Source organism: Streptomyces sp. NPDC017979, from assembly GCF_044328175.1.
In the GTDB taxonomy this organism is placed as follows: Bacteria; Actinomycetota; Actinomycetes; order Streptomycetales; family Streptomycetaceae; genus Streptomyces.
The window spans coordinates 66,263-88,767 of record NZ_JBIRGU010000014.1; the positions used below are offsets into that span (position 1 = coordinate 66,263).

The window sequence follows — 22,505 nt, forward strand, 5'->3', positions numbered from 1 at the left end:
GTGCCTTTCCCCCCGGCGGGGGAGGCGCGGAGCCGGCGGCGTGCGTCACGGTGGAGAACGTGATCGACATCCACGACCTGACCAAGCACCGCGGCCGGACCCCGGCCGTGGACGGCCTGAGCTTTTCCGTGCAGCCCGGCCGCGTCACCGGTTTCCTCGGGCCCAATGGCGCGGGCAAGTCCACCACGCTGCGGCTGATGCTCGGCCTGGAGCGGCCCACCCGCGGCTCCGCCCTCTTCGACGGCGTGCCGTACGCCCGGCTGCGCCACCCGCTGCGCACGGTGGGCGCGCTGCTGGAGGCCAAGGCCGTGCACCCGGGCCACTCCGGCCGCTCCCATCTGCGCTTCCTCGCGCGTACGCACCAGATATCCGACGCGCGGGTGGACGAGGTGATCGAGCAGGTCGGCCTCGGGGCCGCGGCGCACCGCCGCGCGGGGACGTACTCCCTGGGCATGGGGCAGCGACTGGGGATCGCGGCGGCCCTGCTCGGCGACCCCCGCTATCTGCTGCTGGACGAGCCGGTGAACGGGCTCGATCCGGAGGGCATCGTGTGGATCCGCACGCTGATGCGCGACCTGGCGCGGCAGGGGCGGGCCGTGTTCGTCTCCTCGCACCTGATGGGGGAGGCCGCGCTGACCGTGGACCAGGTGGTGGTCATCGGCCGCGGCCGGCTGCTGGCCGAGGGCGGGGTGCAGGAGGTGGTGGCCGCGCACGCCTCACCCGGTGGCTCCCTGGAGGAGGCGTTCATCCGGCTCACCGCCGCAGGACCGCCCACGGACCGGGCCGACGGCACAGGCGCCGGCAGTGCAGGCGCCGGCGGCACCGGCGGCACCGGCGTCAGCGGGGGTGTGCGATGAGGGCGGGCGCGCTGGCCCCCGCGCTGGTCGCCGAGTGGTTCAAGCTGCGGACCCTGCGCTCCACCTGGTGGACGCTGGCGGCGGCCTTCGGGGCGAACGTCACCTTCGGGCTCCTGTACGGGACGATGATCCGGACGAACGCGGCGGACTACCGCACCGAGGACTTCGACCCGGTCCTGACGGGCTTCGCCGGGGTTTCCCTGGGGCAGCTCGCCGTGGTCTGCCTGGGCGTGATGGCCGTCGCCGGCGAGCACACGACGGGCCTGGTGCGCTCCTCGCTGATAGCCGTGCCGGACCGTACGGCGTACTGGACCGCGAAGGTCGCCGTGCTGGGCGCGGTGACGCTCGCGGTGGCCCTGCCCACCGCCTTCGCCACCTTCTTCACGGCCCAGACCGCGATGGGCGGGGAGCTGAACGCCTCCCTGGGGGACCCGGGAGCGCTCCGGGCGGTGTTCGGCTTCGCCCTCCACCTGACCCTGCTGTGCCTGGTCTCCGCCGGGGTCGCCGCGGTGCTGCGCAGCACGATCGCCTCGCTGGCCGTCCTGGTGCCGCTGTTCTTCGTGATCGGGGACGTGCTGGCGACGCTGCCGGGGATCACGGCGGCGGGTCGCTTCCTGCCGCACCTGGCCGGTTCGCGGCTGATGTCCACCGTCCCCTTCGACCGGATCGACTACGGCCCGCAGACGGGGCTGGTGGTCATCCTGACCTGGACCGCGGCGGCGGTGCTGGCCGGTCTGCTGGCCCTGCGCCGGCGCGATGCGTGACCCGGCCACACAAGGGCCGCGCCCCGCGGGCACCCGGGTACCCTTGGATTTCATGAGCACTCTTGAGCCCGATCGCGGGACAGGGACGGGAACCCTCGTAGAGCCGACGCCGCAGGTGTCGCACGGCGACGGCGATCACGAGCGCTTCGCCCACTACGTCCAGAAGGACAAGATCATGGCGAGTGCCCTCGACGGCACTCCCGTGGTCGCGCTGTGCGGGAAGGTCTGGGTGCCGGGTCGCGACCCCAAGAAGTACCCGGTCTGCCCGATGTGCAAGGAGATCTACGATTCCATGGGTCCCGGCGGGGACAAGGGCGGCAAGGACAAGAAGTAGGGCAGCGCCGCCGGGTACCGGCGGCGGGTCCACGACGGCCCCTGGGGCGCGCGATGAGTCGCGCCCCAGGGGCCGTTCTGTGTTTTCTGTGGCGATGTGCAGGTTTCTGGGGGGTTTTCGGCGGCCGTTGCACAGGATGCTCCGCCCGGTCACAGAGTGGTTGAGACCACTTGTCCCCAGGTTTGAGCCGTTCTATGTTCGCCTCCTGTTGTGCAGCACGAAACATGCGTTGCATATGTCGCAATGCATACCTCGCACTCACCCCGAGGGACCGCCCATGAAGATCCGCTCCCGCATAGCCGCTCCGGTCACCGCGCTCGTCCTCGCCGGCCTCACCGCCACCGCGTGCGCACCCCAGACCTCCGACAACAGCTCTTCCAAGGACGAGAAGTCCGGAACCCTGCGGGTCTGGCTCTTCCAGGAGGTCAACAACGGGCCCAAGAAGAAGGTGGTGGACGACGCCATCGCCGCCTTCACCAAGCGGAACAAGGACACCAAGGTCGAGGTGGAGTACATCCCCGTCGACACCCGCGCCCAGAAGATCAAGGCCGCCTTCAACGACCCGAAGAGCGCCCCCGACCTGATCGAGTACGGCAACACCGACACCGCCAGCTATGTGAAGGACGGCGGCCTCGCCGACGTCAGCAAGGAGTTCGGCGACTGGGCGGACTCCAAGGACACCGACGCGACGGCCAAGCAGTCCGTCACCGTCGACGGCAAGGTCTACGGCTCCCCGCTCTTCGTCGGCGTGCGCGCCCTGTACTACCGCACCGACGTGTTCAAGGAGCTGAACCTCAAGCCGCCCACCACCCAGGACGAGCTGATCTCCACCGCCAAGCAGATCCGCAAGGCCAAGCCCGAGCTGTACGGCCTCGCCGTCGGCGGCACGTACACCTACGGCGCCATGCCGTTCATCTGGTCCAACGGCGGTGAATTCGCCAAGCAGGACGGCAGCAGCTACAAGTCCGCGATCAACAGCCCCGAGGCCCAGAAGGGCATCACCGCCTACACCTCCCTCTTCGGCGACGACAACTGTCCCGCCGCCAAGTGCGCCTCCATGGGCGGCAACGCCACCATCACCGCCTTCGCCTCCGGCACCGCCGCCATGGCCATCGGCGGCGACTTCAACCACCAGGCCGTCGAGGCGGGCAAGGCGAAGGGCAAGTACGCCGTCGTCCCGCTGCCGGGCGTCAAGGCCGGCTCCATCGCCCCCGCCTTCGCGGGCGGCAACAACGTCGGCGTCCTCAAGAGCAGCGAGCGCCGCACCCTCGCCGTCGACCTGATGAAGGAGCTGACCGGCAAGGAGAGCCAGCGCAAGCTCTTCGAATCGATGGGCTTCCTGCCCACCTTCACCGACGTGCGCACCGAGATCGCCGCGAAGGAGCCCTTCGTGAAGCCCTTCGTCGACACCCTCGCCGCCGGCGCCAAGTTCGTCCCCGCCTCCGCCGGCTGGGGCCAGATCGACGCCTCCACCGTCCTGCCGACGATGTTCCAGGAGATCGTCAGCGGCAAGAAGGACGTGGCCGCCGCCTCGAACGAGGCCGCCAAGAAGATGGACGCGGCCTTCTCCGCCGCGGGCTGACCGGACGGGACGCGGACACCTCGACATGACGCACGAAGCGACAGCGGGGCCGGGCGCGGTGGCCACCACCACCGCCCCGGCCCCCGCCGAGAAGCTCTCCGGTCGGAACGGGAAGTCAGGGTCCGCGCGCCGGCGCGGGCCCGGCGGGCGGCACGGCAGCCGCTGGACGCCCTGGCTCTACCTCGTCCCCGCGCTGGTGGTCCTGGCGACCCTGCTGGTCTACCCGATCTACCAGCTCGGCCTGATCTCGTTCCTCGAATACACCCAGGCCCAGGTCAGCGGTGGCGAGCCCACCACCTTCAAGGGCTTCGGGAACTACCAGACCCTCTTCGCCGACAGCCAGTTCTGGCAGGTCCTGCTGGCGACGGTGGTCTTCGCCGCCGCCTGCGTGATCGCCACCCTCGCCGTCGGCTGCGCCCTCGCCGTGCTGCTGACCCGCATCCGGGCGGTGCCGCGGCTCGCCCTGATGCTCGCCGCGCTCGGCGCCTGGGCCACCCCCGCCATCACCGGCTCCACCGTCTGGGTCTTCCTCTTCGACCCGGACCACGGCCCGGTCAACCGGCTGCTCGGCCTCGGCGACTTCTCCTGGACGTACGGGCGCTACAGCGCCTTCGCGCTCGTCCTCTTCGAGGTCGTCTGGTGCTCGTTCCCGTTCGTCATGGTCACCGTGTACGCGGGCATCAAGGCGATCCCCTCCGAGGTGCTGGAGGCCGCTTCGCTCGACGGGGCGTCCCAGTGGCGCATCTGGCGCACGATCATCGCGCCGATGCTGCGGCCCATCCTGATCGTCGTCACCATCCAGTCGATCATCTGGGACTTCAAGGTCTTCACCCAGATCTACGTGATGACCTCCGGCGGCGGCATCGCCGGGCAGAACCTCGTGCTCAACGTGTACGCGTACCAGAAGGCGTTCGCGTCCTCGCAGTACAGCCTGGGCTCGGCCATCGGCGTGATCATGCTGCTGATCCTGCTGGCCGTCACCCTCGTCTATCTGCGCCTCATGCGACGCCAGGGAGAAGAGCTGTGAGCACTTCTACAAGCACTTCTACGAGCAAGTCGGCGGGCGACCCCACGAGCAGTCCGACGGGCAAGTCGACGGGCCGCACGCGCTCCTTCCGCATCCGGCGGCCCTGGCGACTGGCCGCCGAGGCGTCCGCGCTCCTCGTCGCGGTCGTCGTCGCCTTCCCGCTGTACTGGATGGTGCTCTCCGCCTTCAAGCCGGCCGGCGAGATCCAGTCGACCGAGGCGCGCCCCTGGACGCTCAACCCGTCGCTCGACTCCTTCCGCCGCGTCTTCGAGCAGCAGGAATTCGGGCGCTACTTCCTCAACAGCCTTTTCGTGGCCGGCACGGTCGTGCTCGCCTCCGCGCTGATCGCCTTCCTGGCGGCGACGGCGGTGACCCGATTCAAGTTCAAGTTCCGCACGACGCTGTTGATCATGTTCCTGGTGGCGCAGATGGTGCCCATCGAGGCACTGACGATCCCGATGTTCTTCCTCATGCGGGACCTCGGCCAACTGAACTCCCTCTGGTCGCTGATCCTGCCGCACATCGCCTTCTCGCTGCCCTTCGCCATCTGGATGCTGCGGGGATTCGTGAAGGCCGTTCCCGAAGCGCTCGAAGAGGCCGCCTACATCGACGGCGCGAGCCGCACCCGATTCCTGTGGCAGATCCTCTTCCCGCTGGTCTTCCCGGGTCTCGTGGCCACCAGCGTCTTCTCCTTCATCTCCACCTGGAACGACTTCCTCTTCGCCAAGTCGTTCATCATCAGCGACACCTCGCAGTCGACCCTCCCGATGGCGCTCCTCGTCTTCTTCAAACCCGACGAGAACGACTGGGGCGGAATCATGGCGGGCTCGACGGTGATGACGATTCCGGTGCTGGTCTTCTTCGTCCTCGTACAGCGCCGACTGGTCTCCGGACTCGGCGGCGCAGTGAAGGACTGATACCCCCTCCGGCCGTTCCCCCGCGGCCGGAGGGAATTCCCGGACCCCCGAAAGCCAAGGCTCACCCGGCCAAGGAAGGATCCACACCATGCCCGACGCCACGACGACCGGCGGCCCGACGCAAGGCTCCCCCGAAGGGCCGGCGGGCCCCCTGCTGGTCCCCGCCCCGCAGTCCGTCCGCCCCGCCGACGGCGGCGGATCGTTCGCCCCCGACGCGCACACCACCCTGTACGCCGCCCCCGGCACCGAGCGGGCCGAACGCTGGCTGCGCAGCACGGTCGGCGCGGCCCTCGGGCTGCCCCTGGCCCCCGGCGCCGCGGCCGCCCCCAACTCCCTCACCCTCCTCGTCGACGAGGACCTCCAGCCCGAGGCGTACCGGCTGACCGTCACCGACGGCACCGGCGTGGAGATCCGCGGCGGCAGCGGCGCCGGCGTCTTCTGGGGCGCCCAGACCCTGCGCCAACTCCTGGGCCCCACCGCCTTCCGCGCCGCGCCCGTCGGGCCCGCCGGCGCCCCCGAACTGGCCGCGCAGACCATCGACGACGCGCCCCGGTTCGGCTGGCGCGGCATGATGCTCGACGTGGCGCGGCACTTCACCCACAAGTCCGACGTGCTGCGGATGCTCGACCTGCTCGCCGCGCACAAGCTGAACGTCTTCCACTTCCACCTCACCGACGACCAGGGCTGGCGCATCGAGATCAAGCGCCATCCGCGCCTGACCGAGGTCGGCTCCTGGCGCCCGCGCACCAAGTGGGGCCACCGCTTCTCCGACCTGTGGGACGAGAAGCCGTACGGCGGCTACTACACCCACGACGACATCCGGGAGATCGTCGCCTACGCCGCCGAGCGGCACATCCGGGTCGTCCCCGAGATCGACATCCCGGGCCACTCGCAGGCCGCGATCGCCGCGTACCCGGAACTCGGCAACACCGACGTCATCGACACCTCGGCGCTCACCCCCTGGGACACCTGGGGCATCAACCCCAACGTGCTCGCCCCGACCGAGACCGTGCTGCGCTTCTACGAGGGCGTGCTGGAGGAGCTGCTGGAGCTCTTCCCGGCCGACGTCTCGCCCTACATCCACCTCGGCGGCGACGAGTGCCCCAAGGACCAGTGGAAGGCGTCCGCGACCGCGCAGGCCCGCATCGCGGAGCTCGGCGTCGGCGACGAGGACGGCCTCCAGTCGTGGTTCATGCGCCACTTCGACAAGTGGCTGACCCAGCGCGGCCGACGGCTCGTCGGCTGGGACGAGATCCTGGAGGGCGGGCTCGCCGCCGGTGCCACCGTCTCCTCCTGGCGCGGCTACGAGGGCGGCATCGAGGCGGCCAAGGCCGGTCATGACGTCGTGATGTGCCCCGAGCACCGGGTCTACCTCGACCACCGCCAGAGCGACGACCCCGACGAGCCCATCCCGATCGGCTTCGTCCAGACCCTGGAGAGCGTCTACCGCTTCGAGCCGGTGCCGCCGGAGTTGACGCCCGACGCGGCCAAGCACGTGATCGGCACCCAGGCCAACGTCTGGACCGAGGTCATGCAGGAGCGCGCCCGGGTCGACTACCAGGTCTTCCCCCGGCTCGTCGCCCTCGCCGAAGTCGCCTGGTCCGAACTGCCCGCGCCCGACGAGCGGGACTTCGCCGACTTCGAGCGCCGATTGGGGGCGCACTACCCGCGGCTTGACGCGCTCGGCGTCGGCTACCGGCCGCCCACCGGGCCGCTGCCCTGGCAGAAGCGGCCCGGCGTGACCGGATATCCCCGCGAAGCGCCGAACCCGAACGTGTGATCCGCCCAGGAGCCCGGTGCCCGCGCGCCGGGCTCCTGGCACCGTGGGAACCGTGCTGCGGAACAACTCGTCCCGACCCATGGCGAACCGTGTCGATCCGCGCGGTGCGCCGAAGGCCCGTCAACCCGCCAAACAGGGTGATCGCCCCAGCAAAGGCGCATCCGTCGCGGAAGTGCCCTTCGCGGACCCCCGCGGCGGGCGGCTCGGAAGATGTGCCAGAGTTGCCACGTCCGGGCTGTGAGCACGTACGGTACGGCAACACAGGCGGGATCGCCGGACACCGGGAAGGGGCAGCTGGGGTGACCACGCACGCACCGCAGACATCGCAGTCGGTGACGATGCCGGCTTCGCTCGACGAGGCCGTGGCAGCGCTGACCGACATGCCCGCCGCGGTGCCGGTCGCGGGCGGCACCGACCTCATGGCCGCGGTCAACAAGGGGCAGTTGCGCCCCGCCGGACTCGTCGGCCTCGGCCGCATCAGCGAGATCCGCGGCTGGCGCTACCAGGACGGCCACGCCCTCCTCGGCGCCGGTCTCACCCACGCCCGCATGGGCCGCCCCGACTTCGCCGCGCTGATCCCCGCGCTCGCCGCGTCCGCGCGCGCCGCGGGACCGCCCCAGATCCGCAACGCGGGCACCCTCGGCGGCAACATCGCATCCGCCGCCCCCACCGGCGACACCCTGCCGGTGCTCGCCGCGCTGGAGGCCGACCTCATCGTGGCCGGCCCCGGCGGCAGCCGCCGCGAGGTCCCGGTCGCCCATCTGCTGGCCGGCCGCGAGGCGCTGGCCCCCGCCGAACTCATCGGACACGTGCGCGTACCTCTGCTGCACGCGCCGCAGGTCTTCCTCAAGGCGACCGGACGCACCGGCCCCGGCCGCGCCACCGCGTCCGTCGCGGTCGTCCTCGACCCGCAGCGGCGCGGGGTGCGTTGCGCCGTCGGCGCCATCGCGACGATGCCGCTGCGCCCGCTGGAGGCGGAGCGGTGGATCGCCTCGCTGATCGACTGGGACGGCGAGCGCGGGCTCGCGACGGAGGCGCTGGTGGCCTTCGGGGAGTACGTAGCCGCCGCGTGCATCCCCGACCCCGAGCCGGCCGCCCAGGGCGAGGAGCAGCAGGTGCTGCCGCCCGCCGTACTGCATCTGCGGCGCACCGTCGCCGCGCTGGCCCGGCGTGCACTGGGGAGGGCGCTGTCGTGAACGGCAACACCAACAACACTGAGAACGGGGCCGGGGAGCAGGACCACCAGCCCCACGCTGACCACACCGCCCCGGCCGCCCAGCAGGGCGGGCACCACCCGCAGTACCCGGCGCCGCACGCCCCCGAGCACGGCGGCTGGCAGCCCATGCCGCAGGGCGCGTTCGAGCAGGACGCGACCGCCTTCGTCCAACTGCCCTCGGAGGAGGCGCTGCGCGCCGCGCCCCTGGAGGCGCCCGGACACGGCTACGTGCCGCCGATGATCCTGCCGCTGACGCCCGTCGCCGACCCGCAGGTGCCCCAGGAGGCGCTGGCGCAGCCGCACGGCCCCGAGGGCTGGCCGGAGGCCCCCGGCTCGGCATCCTCGGCCTCCGCCGCCTCAGCGGTGCCGTACACCGACGACCCGCACGCCACCGCCCAGTGGGCCTTCCCGGACGCCGACCAGTCGACCGCGCCGACGCCCGCGCCCGCATCGGACGTCACCGGACAGTGGACGATCCCGGTCGCCCACGGCGACCTGCCGGAGGAGACGGGGGAGTACACCGCCGCCATGCTCCAGGCGCAGCAGTGGAGTTCCGCCCCGCCGACCCTGCCCGGCGGCGCCCCCGCGCCCTGGGCCACCGATGCGCCCACGACCCTGCCGGGCGGTGCGCCCGCGCCGTGGGCGACCGAACCCGAGCCCCCGCAGACCGAAGCGCCCGCCGACGGCCTCGACGCCTCGGCGCCCCGGCCCGCGCCCGAGAACGGCGGGTACGACACGGCCGCGCACGCGCCGGCGGCGCCCGCGGCGCACCCGGCGCAGCCGCACCCGGTGCCCGCGGAAGCGCAGGAGGAGCAGCCCGATACGCCGGCGCCGGCCGACGGCCACCAGGCCGCCGTGGACGCCCCCGAGACCGCCGCGCCCGCGCCCGTCGCACCGGAAACCGTCGCCCCCGATCCCGTCGAGCCTGAGCCGGCTGCGTCCGAGACGCCCGCACCCGAACCCGAGGCTGCGCCCGAGGAACCGTCCGCGGGGGCGGTGCCCGCGCCCCGTACCGCCGCGCCCGAAGCCCCCGAGGGCCCCGAAGCCCCGGACGCCGCCGAAGCCCCCGCGGCCGTCCCCCCGCCCGCCTTCGAGGAGCACCCGCCCACCTCGTACGTCCTGCGCGTCAACGGCACCGACCGGCCCGTCACCGACGCCTGGATCGGCGAGTCGCTGCTGTACGTGCTGCGCGAGCGCCTCGGCCTCGCCGGCGCCAAGGACGGCTGCTCCCAAGGCGAGTGCGGCGCCTGCAACGTCCAGGTGGACGGCCGTCTCGTCGCCTCCTGCCTGGTGCCCGCGGCCACCGCCGCCGGCAGCGAAGTCCGTACGGTCGAAGGGCTCGCCACCGACGGCGAACCGTCCGACGTGCAGCGGGCGCTCGCCGCCTGCGGCGCCGTGCAGTGCGGCTTCTGCATCCCCGGCATGGCGATGACCGTGCACGACCTGCTCGAAGGCAACCACAACCCCACCGAGTTGGAGACCCGCCAAGCCCTCTGCGGCAACCTGTGCCGGTGCTCCGGCTACCGAGGGGTCCTGGACGCGGTGAAACAGGTCGTCACCGAGCGCGAGGCGAGCGCCGCGGCCCTGGCCGACGACGCAGCAGCCGCAGAGGCCACCGAGGGCGCTGATCCGCACGGCCCGACCGGCCCCGGCCCGGACCCACTCATTCCGCACCAGGCGCCTCCCGGCGCGGGTAGTGTGCAGCCCCACCCGCACGACGGAGGCATGGCGTGAGCAACGACGCGGCCACCACCGCGACGCCCCAAGCGGCCGGTTCGCCCGGGCCGGAACAGCCCGTCGACGAACGGGGCCTCGGCTCGTCCCTGGCCCCCACCGACGCGCGCGCGAAGACCGAAGGCACCTTCCCGTACGCCTCCGACCTGTGGGCCGAGGGACTGCTGTGGGCGGCGATCCTGCGCGCCCCGCACCCCTCCGCCCGCATCGTCTCCGTCGACACCTCGGCCGCCCTGGAGATGAAGGGCGTACGCGCCGTCATCACCCACGAGGACGTCCCCGGCGACAAGGGCTACGGGCGGCGCGTCGCCGACCGGCCCGTCTTCGCCTCCACCGCGGTGCGCCACCACGGCGAGGCGATCGCCGCGGTCGCCGCCGACCACCCGGACACCGCCCGGCTCGCCGCCGCGGCCATCGCGGTCGAGTACGAGGTCCTGGAGCCGGTCACCGACCCCGAAGCCGCCTTCGAGGCGCCGCCGCTGCACCCCGACGGCAACCTGATCCGGCACATCCCGCTGCGCTACGGAGACCCCGACGTCACCGGCGAGGTCGTCGTCGAGGGGCTGTACCGCATCGGCCGCCAGGACCCGGCGCCCATCGGCGCGGAGGCGGGCCTCGCGGTGCCCCGCCCCGACGGCGGGGTGGAACTGTACGTCGCCTCCACCGACCCGCACACCGACCGCGACCTCGCCGCGTCCTTCCTGGGCCTCGCGCCCGACCGGGTCAAGGTCGTGGTCACCGGGGTGCCCGGCGCCACGTCGGACCGCGAGGACCCCGGCTTCCAACTGCCGCTGGCCCTGCTCGCGCTGCGCACCGGCTGCCCGGTGAAGCTGGCCGCGACCCGCGAGGAGTCCTTCCTCGGCCACCCCCACCGCCACCCCACGCTGCTGCGCTACCGCCACCACGCGGACGCCGACGGCCGCCTGGTGAAGGTGGAGGCGCAACTCCTCCTGGACGCCGGCGCGTACGCCGACGACTCCTCGGAGTCCCTGGCCGCCGCGGTCGCCTTCGCCTGCGGCCCCTACGTCGTCCCGCACGCCTTCATCGAGGGCTGGGCGGTGCGCACCAACAACCCGCCCGCCGGCCACGTCCGCGGCGAGGGCGCGATGCAGGTGTGCGCGGCGTACGAGGCGCAGATGGACAAGCTCGCCGCGAAGCTCGGCCTCGACCCCACCGACGTCCGGCTGCGCAACGTCCTGGCGACCGGCGACCTCCTGCCCACCGGGCAGACCGTGACCTGCCCGGCACCGGTGGCCGAACTGCTGCACGCGGTACGGGACTACCCGCTGCCCGCGCTGCCGAAGGACTCGCCCGAGGACGACTGGCTGCTGCCGGGCGGCCCGGAGGGCGCGGGCGAGCCGGGCGCGGTGCGCCGCGGCGTCGGCTACGCCCTCGGCATGGTCCACATGCTCGGCGCGGAGGGCGCCGACGAGGTCTCCACGGCGACCGTCCGCGTCCACGACGGCGTCGCCACCGTGATCTGCGCCGCCGTCGACACCGGCTCCGGCTTCGCCACCCTGGCCCGCCAGATCGTGCAGGACGTGCTCGGCATCGACGACGTCCGCATGGCACCGGTCGACACCGACCAGCCGCCCGCGGGCCCGGCCTGCCACGGCCGGCACACCTGGGTCTCGGGCGGTGCGGTGGAGCGGGCCGCGAAGATGGTCCGCACCCAGCTCCTCCAGCCGCTGGCCCATCAGTTCGGGATGTCCACGGAGCTGCTCCAGATCGCCGACGGCAAGATCACCTCGTACGACGGGGTGCTCTCCGTGACGGTCGCGGAGGTGCTGGACGGCAAGGAGCTGTGGGCGACCGCGCAGTGCCGCCCGCACCCCACCGAGCCGTTGGACGACAGCGGCCAGGGCGACGCCTTCGTGGGCATGGCGTTCTGCGCGGTGCGCGCGGTGGTGGACGTGGACATCGAGCTGGGCTCGATCCGGGTCGTGGAGATGGCGGTGGCGCAGGACGTCGGGCGGGTGCTGAACCCGGCGCAGCTCGCGACCCGCATCGAGGCGGGCGTCACCTTCGGCGTGGGCACGGCGCTCACGGAGAACCTGCGCACCTCGCGCGGCACGGTCCGGCGCCCCGACCTGACGGGGTACGCCCTGCCGACGGCGCTGGACGCGCCGGACATCCGGATCGTGAAGCTGGTGGAGGAGCGGGACGTGGTGGCGTCCTTCGGAGCGAAGGCGGCGAGCGCGGTGCCGATCGTGACGTCGCCGGCGGCGGTGGCGGCGGCGGTGCGGGCGGCGACGGGCCGCCCGGTGAACCGCCTCCCCATCCGCCCCCAGGCGGCGGTGACCCACGCGTAACGCGCTTGCGCTGCGCTGTGCTGTGCCGGGCGCGGTGGACATGTCCGCCGTTTCCCTGCGGGTGCGCTGGTCTCTGCGGACCGTGCGTGGTTTCTCGCGCAGTTCCGCCCCCTACGCCCAGGGGGCATGGGGGGGACCCCCAGCGCCCCTGGACACCACCGCCGTAGCCCTGTGGGTGACTTGGTCACTGCGGCCCGGTGGTGGGTTGTTCGCGCAGTTCCGCCCCCTGTGCCCTGCGGGCACGGGGGGACCCCCAGCGCCCCTAAACCCTCTCCCCTGCAGGTGCGATGACAAGCTGAGCGAATAAGAACCCCGACGAACCGAAGACGATCCGCACTCAACCGACGGGGGCAGCGAATCAGGGGCGCTGGGGGTCCCCCCATGCCCCTGGGCGTAGGGGGCGGAACTGCGCGAACAACCACGCACGGTCCGCAGCGAGCAACGCACCCGCAGAGCAACGGCGCTGGGGCCAGGGGCGCTGGGGTCCCGCCGCGCCCTCTGGGCATTGGTAGGAGTGCCCGCGTGCCCGCAGGGCACAGGGGGGAGGAACTGCGCGACAAGCCCACCGCCGGGCCGCGGAGACCAATGCGCCGGGAGGGCAACGGTGCCAGTGTCCAAGTGGCTCGCCCAGGAAGCCGAAATCGGTTGAGCGCGAGCGGCAGCGAGCCTAGCGTCGGCGCATGCCAACGACCCCCAGCCCCCTCGACTCCGCCGTCCTCCTCCTCACCGGGATCATGGCCTCGGGCAAGTCCACCGTCGCCCAGCACCTCGCCGAACGGCTGCCCCGCGCCGCGCACGTACGCGGGGACGCGTTCCGGCGCATGATCGTGACGGGGGGCGCGGACATGACCGTCGAGAGCGGTCCGGGGTCGCCCGCCCGGGAGGAGTTGCGGCTGCGGCACCGGATCTCCGCCGCCGCGGCGGACCTGTACGCGGAGGCCGGCGTGACCGCCGTCGTCCAGGACATCGTCATCGGCGAGGACCTGGCGCACTACGTGGACCTCGTGCGCACCCGCCCCCTGTACGTCGTCGTCCTCGCGCCCGCGCCCGACGCCGTCGCCGCCCGCGAGGCCGGGCGGGCGAAGACCGGGTACGGCGGCGACTGGACCGTGGCGCGGCTGGACGCGGTGCTGCGGCAGGAGACGCCGCCGATCGGGCTCTGGCTCGACTCCAGCGCCCTGACGCCGGAGGAGACCGTGGACGCCCTCCTCGCGCGGCTGCCGGAGGCGAAGGTCTGAGAACGCGCCGGTGACCGCCCCCCTCCTCGCCGGGGGCGGTCACTGACGCGTCCTGGAGACCGTGACCGGATTCGAACCGGTGTACCTCGCGTTGCAGGCGAGTCCCTGAGCCTCTCGGGCACACGGTCGGGTGTTCGTGAGAAGAACGTAGATCGCGCGCCCCGGCCCGGCCAAGGATTCCCGACCCCCTGCAATGTGACTGCCATGTGCCGTTCACATTTCTCCCGCCGGTCGTACGACCAAGGGACCAGCCCGGGCCCGCCCAGCGACAGGGTCGATTTCGCTCCACGCCACTTACCCTGAGCGCATGACCCCCGCCTCCGAACCCCGTGACGTCGACGTGGACGTCGACGGCGCAGCCGCGCCCGCCGTGACATCCGTGAGCAAGCCCGTCGGGTCCCGGCCCGCACCGCCCGACGTCCCGGAGCCGGGCCCGGACCCGGAGCCCGCGGGGATACTCGGCCGGACGCACCGGGCGCTGAGCATCGGGATCATCACGGTCGTCCTGCTCGTCGCCTTCGAGGCCACCGCCGTCGGCACCGCCATGCCCGTCGCGGCGCGCGAGCTCGACGGCGTCGGGGTGTACGCCTTCGCCTTCTCCTCGTACTTCACCACCAGCCTGTTCGCGATGGTGCTCTCCGGGCAGTGGGCCGACCGGCAGGGGCCGCTGCGCCCGCTGGCCACCGGCATCGCCGCCTTCGGGGTGGGGCTGCTGCTGTCCGGGACCGCGAACGCGATGTGGCTGTTCATCCTCGGCCGGGCGGTCCAGGGGCTCGGCGGCGGCCTGGTCATCGTCGCGCTGTACGTGGTGATCGGCCGCGCCTACCCCGAGCGGTTGCGGCCCAAGATCCTCGCCGCGTTCGCCGCGAGCTGGGTGATCCCGTCCATCGTCGGGCCGCTGGTCTCCGGCACGGTCACCGAGCACCTGAGCTGGCGCTGGGTGTTCGTCGGCATCCCCGCCCTCGTCGTCTTCCCGCTGGCGCTCGCGCTGCCCGCGATCCGGCGGATGGCGTCGGGACCGGCCGACCCGGGCGCGCCGCTGCCCGCGTTCGACGCCCGCCGCATCCGGCTCGCGCTGGGCATCTCGCTGGGCGCCGGGCTGCTCCAGTACGCCGCGCAGGACCTGGCGTGGCTGTCCGTGCTGCCGGCCGTCGCGGGCGCGGCGCTGCTGGTGCCCGCGGTCCTCGGACTGCTGCCCAGGGGCACCTACCGGGCGGCCCGCGGACTGCCGTCGGTGGTGCTGCTGCGCGGTGTCGCCGCGGGCTCCTTCATCGCCGCCGAGTCCTTCATCCCGCTGATGCTGGTCACCCAGCGCGGACTGTCCCCGACGATGGCCGGCCTCTCGCTCGCGGCCGGCGGGGTCACCTGGGCGCTGGGCTCGTTCCTCCAGTCCCGCCCCCAGATGGAGCCGCACCGCGAGCGGCTGGTGGCCCTCGGCATGGTCCTGGTCGCCGTGGCCATCGCAGCCGCCCCGACCGTACTGATCGACTCCGTGCCGGTCTGGAGCCTCGCCGTCGCCTGGGGCGTCGGCTGCTTCGGCATGGGCATGGTCATCGCGTCCACCAGCGTGCTGCTGCTCAAGCTGTCCGCGCCGGAGGAGGCCGGTTCGAACTCGGCCGCGCTCCAGATCTCCGACGGGCTGTCGAACATCATGCTGCTGGCGATCGGCGGCGCGGCCTTCGCGGCGCTCGGCGGCGGCTCCGTCGCGCACCACGCCTCCACCTCCGCCGCACAGTCCGCCGGCTCCCACCCGGGCGCCTTCGCCGCGGTCTTCCTGCCGATGGCGCTGGTGGCCCTGGCGGGCGCCTGGATCGCCACCCGGCTGCGCACCCGTACCCCCGAACGGGCGGACGCCTGACGCGTACCCGGGCGTGCGTCGCAGTCCGTGTGAGGTAACTCGCACTCGCCCACGGGCCGGCCCGGTCCGAGCCGGAGCGGTCCGGGCACACCGGTAGGGTGGCCCGGTTGTCATACCGAGCCCCCGCCGGGCTCGGCTGGAACCGCCCGCGACCGCGTCGAGCCCCGTCGAGCCGGGGCTCCGTGCCCGTCGCGCCCGTCGAACCGGAGACCGTGACTACCACCGCCGCCCACTCCCACCACCTCTCTCCCGCCTTCCCCGGCCGTGCCCCCTGGGGCACCGCGGGGAAGCTGCGCGCCTGGCAGCAGTCGGCCATGGACAAGTACGTGCAGGAGCAGCCGCGGGACTTCCTCGCGGTCGCGACGCCCGGCGCCGGGAAGACCACGTTCGCGCTCACCCTCGCCTCCTGGCTGCTCCACCACCACGTGGTGCAACAGGTCACCGTGGTCGCGCCGACCGAGCACCTGAAGAAGCAGTGGGCCGCCGCCGCGGCGCGGATAGGCATCAAGCTGGACCCGGAGTACAGCGCGGGGCCGCTCAGCAAGGAGTACCAGGGCGTCGCCGTGACGTACGCCGGCGTCGGAGTGCGGCCGATGCTGCACCGCAACCGGTGCGAGCAGCGCAAGACGCTGGTCATCCTGGACGAGATCCACCACGCCGGCGACTCCAAGTCCTGGGGCGAGGCGTGCCTGGAGGCGTTCGAGCCGGCGACCCGGCGCCTGGCGCTGACCGGCACCCCGTTCCGCTCGGACACCAACCCGATCCCCTTCGTCACGTACGAGGAGGGCAACGACGGCATCCGCCGCTCCGCCGCCGACTACACGTACGGATACGGCAACGCGCTGGCCGACGGCGTCGTGCGGCCCGTCATCTTCCTCTCCTACAGCGGCAACATGCGCTGGCGCACCAAGGCCGGCGACGAGATCGAGGCCCGGCTCGGCGAGCCGATGACCAAGGACGCGGTCTCCCAGGCGTGGCGCACCGCGCTGGACCCGCGCGGCGAGTGGATGCCGAACGTGCTGCGCGCCGCCGACCAGCGGCTGATCGAGGTCCGCAAGGCGGTGCCGGACGCCGGCGGCCTCGTCATCGCCTCCGACCAGGACTCGGCGCGCTCGTACGCCAAGCTGATCCGGGAGATCACCGGCACCAAGGCGACCGTCGTGCTGTCCGACGACTCCGGCGCCTCCCAGCGCATCGACGAGTTCAGCGACGGCACGGAGCGCTGGATGGTGGCGGTGCGGATGGTGTCCGAGGGCGTCGACGTGCCCCGGCTCGCCGTCGGGGTGTACGCGACCACCATCTCCACGCCGCTCTTCTTCGCCCAGGCCGTGGGGCGCTTCGTGCGCTCCCGGCGGCGCGGCGAGACCGCGTCCGTCTTCCTGCCGACCATCCCCAACCTGCTCGGCTTCGCCGGCGAGATGGAGGTCGAGCGCGACCACGTCCTCGACCGGCCGAAGAAGGAGGGCGAGGAGGACCCGTACGCCGAGTCCGAGAAGGAGATGGACGAGGCGAACCAGGCGCAGGACGAGGACACCGGCGAGCAGGACCAGTTGCCCTTCGAGGCGCTGGAGTCGGACGCCGTCTTCGACCGGGTGATGTACAACGGCGCCGAGTTCGGCATGCAGGCGCACCCCGGCAGCGAGGAGGAGCAGGACTACCTCGGCATCCCCGGTCTGCTCGAACCCGACCAGGTGCAGATGCTGCTGCAAAAGCGCCAGGCCCGCCAGATCGCGCACAGCCGCAAGAAGCCGGACACCGAGGCCGACCTGCTGGAGCTGCCGGCCGAACGCCGGCCCGTGGTCTCGCACAAGGAACTGCTGGAGCTGCGCAAGCAGCTCAACACGATGGTCGGCGCGTACGTCCACCAGAGCGGGAAGCCGCACGGCGTCATCCACACCGAGCTGCGGCGGGTGTGCGGCGGACCGCCGAGCGCGGAGGCGACGGCCGGACAGATCCGGGAACGGATCAAGAAGGTCCAGGAGTGGGCCACCCGGATGCGGTGACCGGCGATCCGGTCGGCCCGGCTGATCACGGCGCGCTCCTCGGGGAGGAACGGGGAGGAACCGGTCCCATATCACAGTCGGGAGACCGGATTCTGGACGGGGTCTTCCGCTGAGCGGACCAGCTCGCTACTGTCCCGGTCACACAATCCAAGCGCCCCGTGGCAGCGCAGCCGCGGTGCCCAACCGGTGTGCCATGGCCCGGCGGTGGGCCTTCGGCGCGACGCCGACGGGACCGGTGCCGCGACGACCGGGGGACCCGCCGTCACTCACTCCGAAGGAGAAGGGCGTCGTGACCGCGGAGACCTCCCAGACGCTCGACCGGGGACTGCGTGTCCTCAAACTGCTCGCCGACACCGACCACGGGCTGACCGTCACCGAACTGTCCGGAAAGCTCGGCGTCAACCGCACCGTCGTCTACCGACTGCTCGCCACCCTGGAGCAGCACGCCCTCGTCCGCCGCGACCTCGGCGGCCGGGCGAGGGTCGGCCTCGGCGTGCTGCGCCTGGGCCGCCAGGTGCACCCGCTGGTGCGCGAGGCCGCGATGCCCGCGCTGCGGGCGCTCGCCGAGGACATCGGCGCGACGGCCCACCTCACGCTCGTGGACGGCGCGGAGGCGCTGGCCGTCGCCGTGGTGGAGCCGACGTGGACGGACTACCACGTCGCGTACCGGGCCGGGTTCCGCCACCCGCTGGACCGGGGCGCCGCGGGCAAGGCGATCCTCGCCGCCCGCCAGGCCCCCGCGGACGACCCGGGCTACACCCTCACCCACGGCGAACTCGAAGCGGGCGCGAGCGGCGCGGCGGCGCCCCTCGTCGGGGTGACCGGCATAGAGGGCAGCGTCGGCGTGGTGATGCTCGCCGACTCCATCCCCGAACGCGTCGGCCCCCGCGTGGTCGACGCGGCGCGCGAGGTGGCCGAGGCCCTACGGTGACGCGTGCCGCGCCCGCTGGGGCAGAACCGGGTGGAGAACCGCAAACGGCCCGCAGCCACCCGCCGGCAGTCCTTGGCACAGGGAGCCCCGGGGCGGCCCCGGCGGCCAAGACGTGGTCGGGGCGCTGCCCGCGTGGCGCTGGCACTAGATTGGCTCCGTGCTCTCCCGTCTCACTCGCCCCCGCGCCATCGCCCTCAGCAGCCTCCCCGTCATCGCGCTGCTCGCGGTCGCGGCCTTCGTGCCGTTGCCGTTCGTGATCGCCCAGCCGGGGACCACGGCCGACGTGCTCGGGACGCAGGAAGGCCAGCCCGTGATCTCGATCGAGGGCGCGCCCGTGCGCAAGACCAGCGGGCAGTTGCGGATGACGACGATCGTGGCGACCGGGCCGTCCACGGACGTGGACGTCGAGGACGTCGTGGACAGTTGGTTCCGCACGGACCGGGCGGTCCTGCCCCGGGAGTCCGTCTACCCCGCGGGCAAGTCCGACCAGCAGGTGGAGAAGATCAACCTGGAGGCGATGGAGGAGTCGCAGCACGACGCGGCGAAGGCGGCGCTGTCGTACCTGGACGAGGACCCCGCCAAGGTGAAGGTCTCCCTGCGGCTGGAGGACATCGGCGGGCCGAGCGCCGGGCTGCTGTTCTCCCTCGGGATCGTGGACAAGCTCGACGGGAACGGCGCCGGCGGCGACCTCACCGGGGGCCGCACCGTCGCCGGTACGGGCACGATCAGCCCGGACGGCGAGGTCGGCGAGGTCGGCGGGGTCTCCCTGAAGACGCAGGCGGCCAAGCGGGACGGAGCGACCGTCTTCCTGGTGCCCGAGGGGGAGTGCGCCGACGCCAACGCCGAGTTGCCGAAGGGGCTCCAACTCATTCCCGTCACGACGCTGGACGGCGCGGTGGACGCGCTGCGGGCGCTCCAGAAGGGCGAGAAGGTCCCGTCCTGCTGAGCGGACCGTTCGAGGGCGCCCGCGAACGGTCCGTAGGGGCCGATCAAGCGGTACCGCACATCAAGCGGTACGGCACATCCGGCCGTAGCGAACGTCTGGCCGTAGCGAACTTCAGGCCGTACGGGACCGCAACGGCACCGCCTGCCGCTGCACCAGCCGCAGTCCCACCTCCACCAGGGTCCATCCCATGCGCACCCGTAGCGGCGTGCGCGGCGGGCTCAGGGCCCGGGCCTGCGCGGCCAGCGCGGCCGCCGCGGCCCGGCCCCGCAGTCGCGCGGCGTGCTCCGCGGCCAGGCGGAGCCGGAAGTCCGGGTGGGCCTCGTTCATCGTCCGTCCCCTCTCGGATCGTCCCGCCGGCCCGCGCCGCGCGGGAAGGCGTGCAGGTGCACCCGGACCTTCTCCGCGTCCGCCGCGTCCGCCGCGTCGGGCTCGGCGTGCTGCGAGTGGAAGTCCTCGATCAGGGCGTGAACCCTGTCCCGCAGGTCCAGTGCCTGCGCGGGCGTCAGCCGCAGGGTGAAGTCGCTGAGGTCCGAGCTCCGCCGCCAGGCTTCGGGCCACTCGTGCGCGGTGCCGAGCCAGGTGCTGACCTCCTCGGTGTGGAGCGTCGCGATCTCGTGGATGAACAGGTCCGCAGCGCCCCGCACCGCGGGGTCGGGGTCGGTGAACAGCGAGTGGTCGATGCTCGTGCCGTCCGCGGACGCCCGCCACCACCGCTCCCTGCCCTTGCCGCGTTCGGGCGCGTCCTCGACGAAGCCGTGTGCGGCGAGTTGCCGCAGGTGGTAGCTGGTGGCCCCGCTGGACTCGCCGAGCTTCTCCGCGAGGCCCGACGCGGTGGCGGGTCCGTCGTGGCGCAGGGAGGCCAGCAGGCGGATGCGCAGGGGGTGGGCGAGGCCGCGCAGCGACCGCGGGTTCAACGGCCGATACGCGCGCCGGTCATCGGGGTCGTGCGGCGTGACGGGAGAGGGTTCGGAGCGGTCCGACATGATGCAAAGATAGCTTTGCATGCATCTCGTTGCAAAGCTTTCTTTGTAACGGGTTCCCGGGGTCAGGCGGGCCCCGGCTCGTCGGCCGCCTGCTCCACCAGCGGGATGATCCGCAGCGGTACCGGGTTCTCCATCACGATCGCCGTGGACGACCGGACGATCCCCTCGAAGCCCACCACCCGGTCGATCACCCGCTGGAGGTCCGCGTTGGAGCGCGCCACCAGCCGGCAGAGCATGTCGCCGTGCCCGGTCGTGGTGTGCAGTTCCAGCACCTCCGGCACGGACGCCAGATGGCTGCGCACGTCCGGCCCCTGCCCCTGCTTGATCTCCAGCGTCGCGAACGCCGTCACCGGATAGCCGAGGGCCGCCGGGTCGACGTCCGGGCCGAAGCCCCGGATCACCCCGTTGGACCGCAGCCGGTCCAGCCGTGCCTGGACCGTGCCCCGGGCCACCCCCAGGCGCCGCGACGCCTCCAGGACGCCGATGCGGGGCTCCCGGGCCAGCAGCACGATGAGCCGGCCGTCCAAATGATCGATCGCCATACCCGCTCCCCGATGGTCACCATGTACAGAAGGGGCCACCATCGTGGACCCGGGCTGGACAGATTGCCCAGGGGAATGACGAACTATTGCGCACCTTGTGGATCGGGTGGAGCCTGCAACCATGACTGAGACCATCGATCACCACCCCACCACCGCGCGCGAGGCCGACCCCTTCCCGGTGAAGGGAATGGACGCGGTCGTCTTCGCCGTCGGCAATGCCAAGCAGGCCGCCCACTACTACTCCACCGCCTTCGGGATGAAGCTCGTCGCCTACGCCGGGCCGGAGAACGGCAGCCGCGAGACGGCCAGTTACGTGCTGGAGAACGGCTCCGCCAGGTTCGTCTTCACCTCCGTGATCAAGCAGACCTCGGAGTGGGGCGCCTTCCTCGCCGGGCACGTCGCCGAGCACGGCGACGGCGTCGTGGACCTCGCCATCGAGGTGCCGGACGTCCGGGCCGCGTACGCCTACGCCACCGCGCACGGCGCCCGCGGCATCACCGAGCCGTACGAGGTCAAGGACGAGCACGGGACCGTCGTGCTCGCCGCGATCGCCACCTACGGCCAGACCCGGCACACCCTCGTCGAGCGCTCCGGCTACGACGGGCCGTACCTGCCCGGCTTCACCGCGGCCGCCCCGATCGTCGAGCCGCCGGCCCGCCGCACCTTCCAGGCGATCGACCACTGCGTCGGCAACGTCGAACTCGGCCGGATGAACGAGTGGGTCGGCTTCTACAACAAGGTCATGGGCTTCACCAACATGAAGGAGTTCGTGGGCGACGACATCGCCACCGAGTACTCCGCCCTGATGTCGAAGGTCGTGGCCGACGGCACCCTGAAGGTGAAGTTCCCCATCAACGAGCCGGCGATCGCGAAGAAGAAGTCGCAGATCGACGAGTACCTGGAGTTCTACGGCGGCGCCGGCGTCCAGCACATCGCGCTCGCCACCAACGACATCGTCGCCTCGGTGCGGACCATGCGGGCCGCGGGCGTCCAGTTCCTCGACACCCCCGACTCGTACTACGACACCCTCGGCGAGTGGGCCGGCGAGACGCGGGTGCCGGTGGAGACGCTGCGCGAGCTGAAGATCCTCGTCGACCGCGACGAGGACGGCTACCTGCTGCAGATCTTCACCAAGCCCGTCCAGGACCGGCCGACGGTCTTCTTCGAGATGATCGAGCGACACGGCTCCATGGGCTTCGGCAAGGGCAACTTCAAGGCGCTGTTCGAGGCGATCGAGCGCGAGCAGGAGAAGCGCGGCAACCTCTGACGCCCTGGGCCGCGTCCGCAAGTCCCGCGCACGCCCCTGTGCGTGGACGTGGCCCTCGTGGTCCGGCGGGAGCTTGGGTCTCCACCGGCCGGTGGAGACCCAAGCTCCCGCAGGGAAACGGCGGCTACGTCCAGAGGCGCAGGGGCGGACACGCCCTGGGTCGGGGCCCTGGGTGCGGAGTTATCCACAGGCCCGAGCGCGTGTTCGTTCCGCT

19 protein-coding genes and 1 tRNA gene are annotated in these 22,505 nt (G+C 72.5%); 16 read left to right on the top strand and 4 right to left on the bottom strand.

From position 1 onward, the window contains the following. Positions 1–59 precede the first annotated feature (59 nt). The 11 genes from ACH4E8_RS28775 (at position 60) to ACH4E8_RS28825 (ending at position 13,761) form a co-directional block, all read left to right on the top strand. The gene (locus tag ACH4E8_RS28775) at positions 60–857 is read left to right on the top strand and encodes an ABC transporter ATP-binding protein (RefSeq protein ID WP_398453587.1); all 798 of its coding nucleotides are present in this window, start codon (positions 60–62) and stop codon (positions 855–857) included. Then, a complete protein-coding gene (locus ACH4E8_RS28780; RefSeq protein ID WP_398453589.1) occupies positions 854–1,621 on the top strand; it encodes an ABC transporter permease in 768 nt (255 codons plus the stop codon). The genes ACH4E8_RS28775 and ACH4E8_RS28780 overlap by 4 nt, the downstream gene beginning before the upstream one ends. Before the next feature lie 52 nt (positions 1,622–1,673). After that, a complete protein-coding gene (locus ACH4E8_RS28785; RefSeq protein WP_361962150.1) occupies positions 1,674–1,955 on the top strand; it encodes a DUF3039 domain-containing protein in 282 nt (93 codons plus the stop codon). Positions 1,956–2,232: 277 nt separating this feature from the next. Further along, a complete protein-coding gene (locus ACH4E8_RS28790) occupies positions 2,233–3,537 on the top strand; it encodes an extracellular solute-binding protein (RefSeq protein ID WP_398453591.1) in 1,305 nt (434 codons plus the stop codon). A 25-nt stretch (positions 3,538–3,562) separates the two neighbouring features. Continuing rightward, the gene (locus ACH4E8_RS28795) at positions 3,563–4,564 is read left to right on the top strand and encodes a carbohydrate ABC transporter permease (protein ID WP_398453597.1); all 1,002 of its coding nucleotides are present in this window, start codon (positions 3,563–3,565) and stop codon (positions 4,562–4,564) included. Between the two features lie 92 nt (positions 4,565–4,656). Further along, positions 4,657–5,481 carry a carbohydrate ABC transporter permease gene (locus tag ACH4E8_RS28800; RefSeq protein ID WP_361962517.1) on the top strand — a complete coding sequence of 275 codons (825 nt, stop codon included), beginning with the start codon at positions 4,657–4,659 and terminating at the stop codon, positions 5,479–5,481. A gap of 88 nt (positions 5,482–5,569) precedes the next feature. Then, entirely contained in the window at positions 5,570–7,261 is a 1,692-nt protein-coding gene (locus ACH4E8_RS28805; protein WP_398453599.1) for a beta-N-acetylhexosaminidase, read from the top strand. Between the two features lie 299 nt (positions 7,262–7,560). Further along, positions 7,561–8,457, top strand: a complete 897-nt coding sequence (locus ACH4E8_RS28810) for an FAD binding domain-containing protein (protein WP_398453601.1) — start codon at positions 7,561–7,563, stop codon at positions 8,455–8,457. 146 nt (positions 8,458–8,603) lie between these two features. Continuing rightward, positions 8,604–10,211 carry a 2Fe-2S iron-sulfur cluster-binding protein gene (locus ACH4E8_RS28815; RefSeq protein ID WP_398453944.1) on the top strand — a complete coding sequence of 536 codons (1,608 nt, stop codon included), beginning with the start codon at positions 8,604–8,606 and terminating at the stop codon, positions 10,209–10,211. After that, the gene (locus tag ACH4E8_RS28820) at positions 10,208–12,523 is read left to right on the top strand and encodes a xanthine dehydrogenase family protein molybdopterin-binding subunit (RefSeq protein ID WP_398453604.1); all 2,316 of its coding nucleotides are present in this window, start codon (positions 10,208–10,210) and stop codon (positions 12,521–12,523) included. The genes ACH4E8_RS28815 and ACH4E8_RS28820 overlap by 4 nt, the downstream gene beginning before the upstream one ends. 680 nt (positions 12,524–13,203) lie before the next feature. Beyond that, the gene (locus ACH4E8_RS28825; RefSeq protein WP_398453607.1) at positions 13,204–13,761 is read left to right on the top strand and encodes an AAA family ATPase; all 558 of its coding nucleotides are present in this window, start codon (positions 13,204–13,206) and stop codon (positions 13,759–13,761) included. A gap of 53 nt (positions 13,762–13,814) precedes the next feature. Here the strand turns inward: ACH4E8_RS28825 and ACH4E8_RS28830 are convergent. Beyond that, positions 13,815–13,889 (bottom strand) — tRNA-Cys (locus tag ACH4E8_RS28830). A 179-nt stretch (positions 13,890–14,068) separates the two neighbouring features. Between ACH4E8_RS28830 and ACH4E8_RS28835 the strand changes: the two genes are divergently transcribed. The 4 genes from ACH4E8_RS28835 (at position 14,069) to ACH4E8_RS28850 (ending at position 19,499) form a co-directional block, all read left to right on the top strand. Next, positions 14,069–15,619, top strand: coding sequence for an MFS transporter (locus ACH4E8_RS28835; protein WP_398453609.1), 1,551 nt, complete (start codon positions 14,069–14,071; stop codon positions 15,617–15,619). A gap of 212 nt (positions 15,620–15,831) precedes the next feature. After that, on the top strand, positions 15,832–17,622 hold the full coding sequence (locus ACH4E8_RS28840; protein WP_398453611.1) for a DEAD/DEAH box helicase: 1,791 nt from the start codon (positions 15,832–15,834) through the stop codon (positions 17,620–17,622). Positions 17,623–17,911: 289 nt separating this feature from the next. Then, positions 17,912–18,553 carry an IclR family transcriptional regulator gene (locus tag ACH4E8_RS28845; RefSeq protein WP_398453613.1) on the top strand — a complete coding sequence of 214 codons (642 nt, stop codon included), beginning with the start codon at positions 17,912–17,914 and terminating at the stop codon, positions 18,551–18,553. Positions 18,554–18,710: 157 nt separating this feature from the next. Continuing rightward, the gene (locus ACH4E8_RS28850; RefSeq protein ID WP_398453616.1) at positions 18,711–19,499 is read left to right on the top strand and encodes a PDZ domain-containing protein; all 789 of its coding nucleotides are present in this window, start codon (positions 18,711–18,713) and stop codon (positions 19,497–19,499) included. A gap of 111 nt (positions 19,500–19,610) precedes the next feature. Here ACH4E8_RS28850 and ACH4E8_RS28855 read toward each other — a convergent pair whose 3' ends face one another. From ACH4E8_RS28855 to ACH4E8_RS28865, 3 genes are all read right to left on the bottom strand, one after another. Then, the gene (locus ACH4E8_RS28855) at positions 19,611–19,826 is read right to left on the bottom strand and encodes a hypothetical protein (RefSeq protein WP_398453619.1); all 216 of its coding nucleotides are present in this window, start codon (positions 19,824–19,826) and stop codon (positions 19,611–19,613) included. Continuing rightward, entirely contained in the window at positions 19,823–20,482 is a 660-nt protein-coding gene (locus ACH4E8_RS28860; protein WP_398453621.1) for an ArsR/SmtB family transcription factor, read from the bottom strand. The genes ACH4E8_RS28855 and ACH4E8_RS28860 overlap by 4 nt, the downstream gene beginning before the upstream one ends. 62 nt (positions 20,483–20,544) lie before the next feature. Continuing rightward, positions 20,545–21,024: an Lrp/AsnC family transcriptional regulator gene (locus ACH4E8_RS28865; RefSeq protein WP_398453624.1), complete on the bottom strand. Its 480-nt coding sequence runs from the start codon at positions 21,022–21,024 to the stop codon at positions 20,545–20,547. Between the two features lie 121 nt (positions 21,025–21,145). Here ACH4E8_RS28865 and hppD point away from each other — a divergent pair, with 121 nt between their 5' ends. Beyond that, complete coding sequence (gene hppD, locus ACH4E8_RS28870; RefSeq protein WP_398453626.1) at positions 21,146–22,291, top strand: 4-hydroxyphenylpyruvate dioxygenase; 1,146 nt, start codon at positions 21,146–21,148, stop codon at positions 22,289–22,291. The last annotated feature ends 214 nt before the right edge of the window (positions 22,292–22,505 follow it).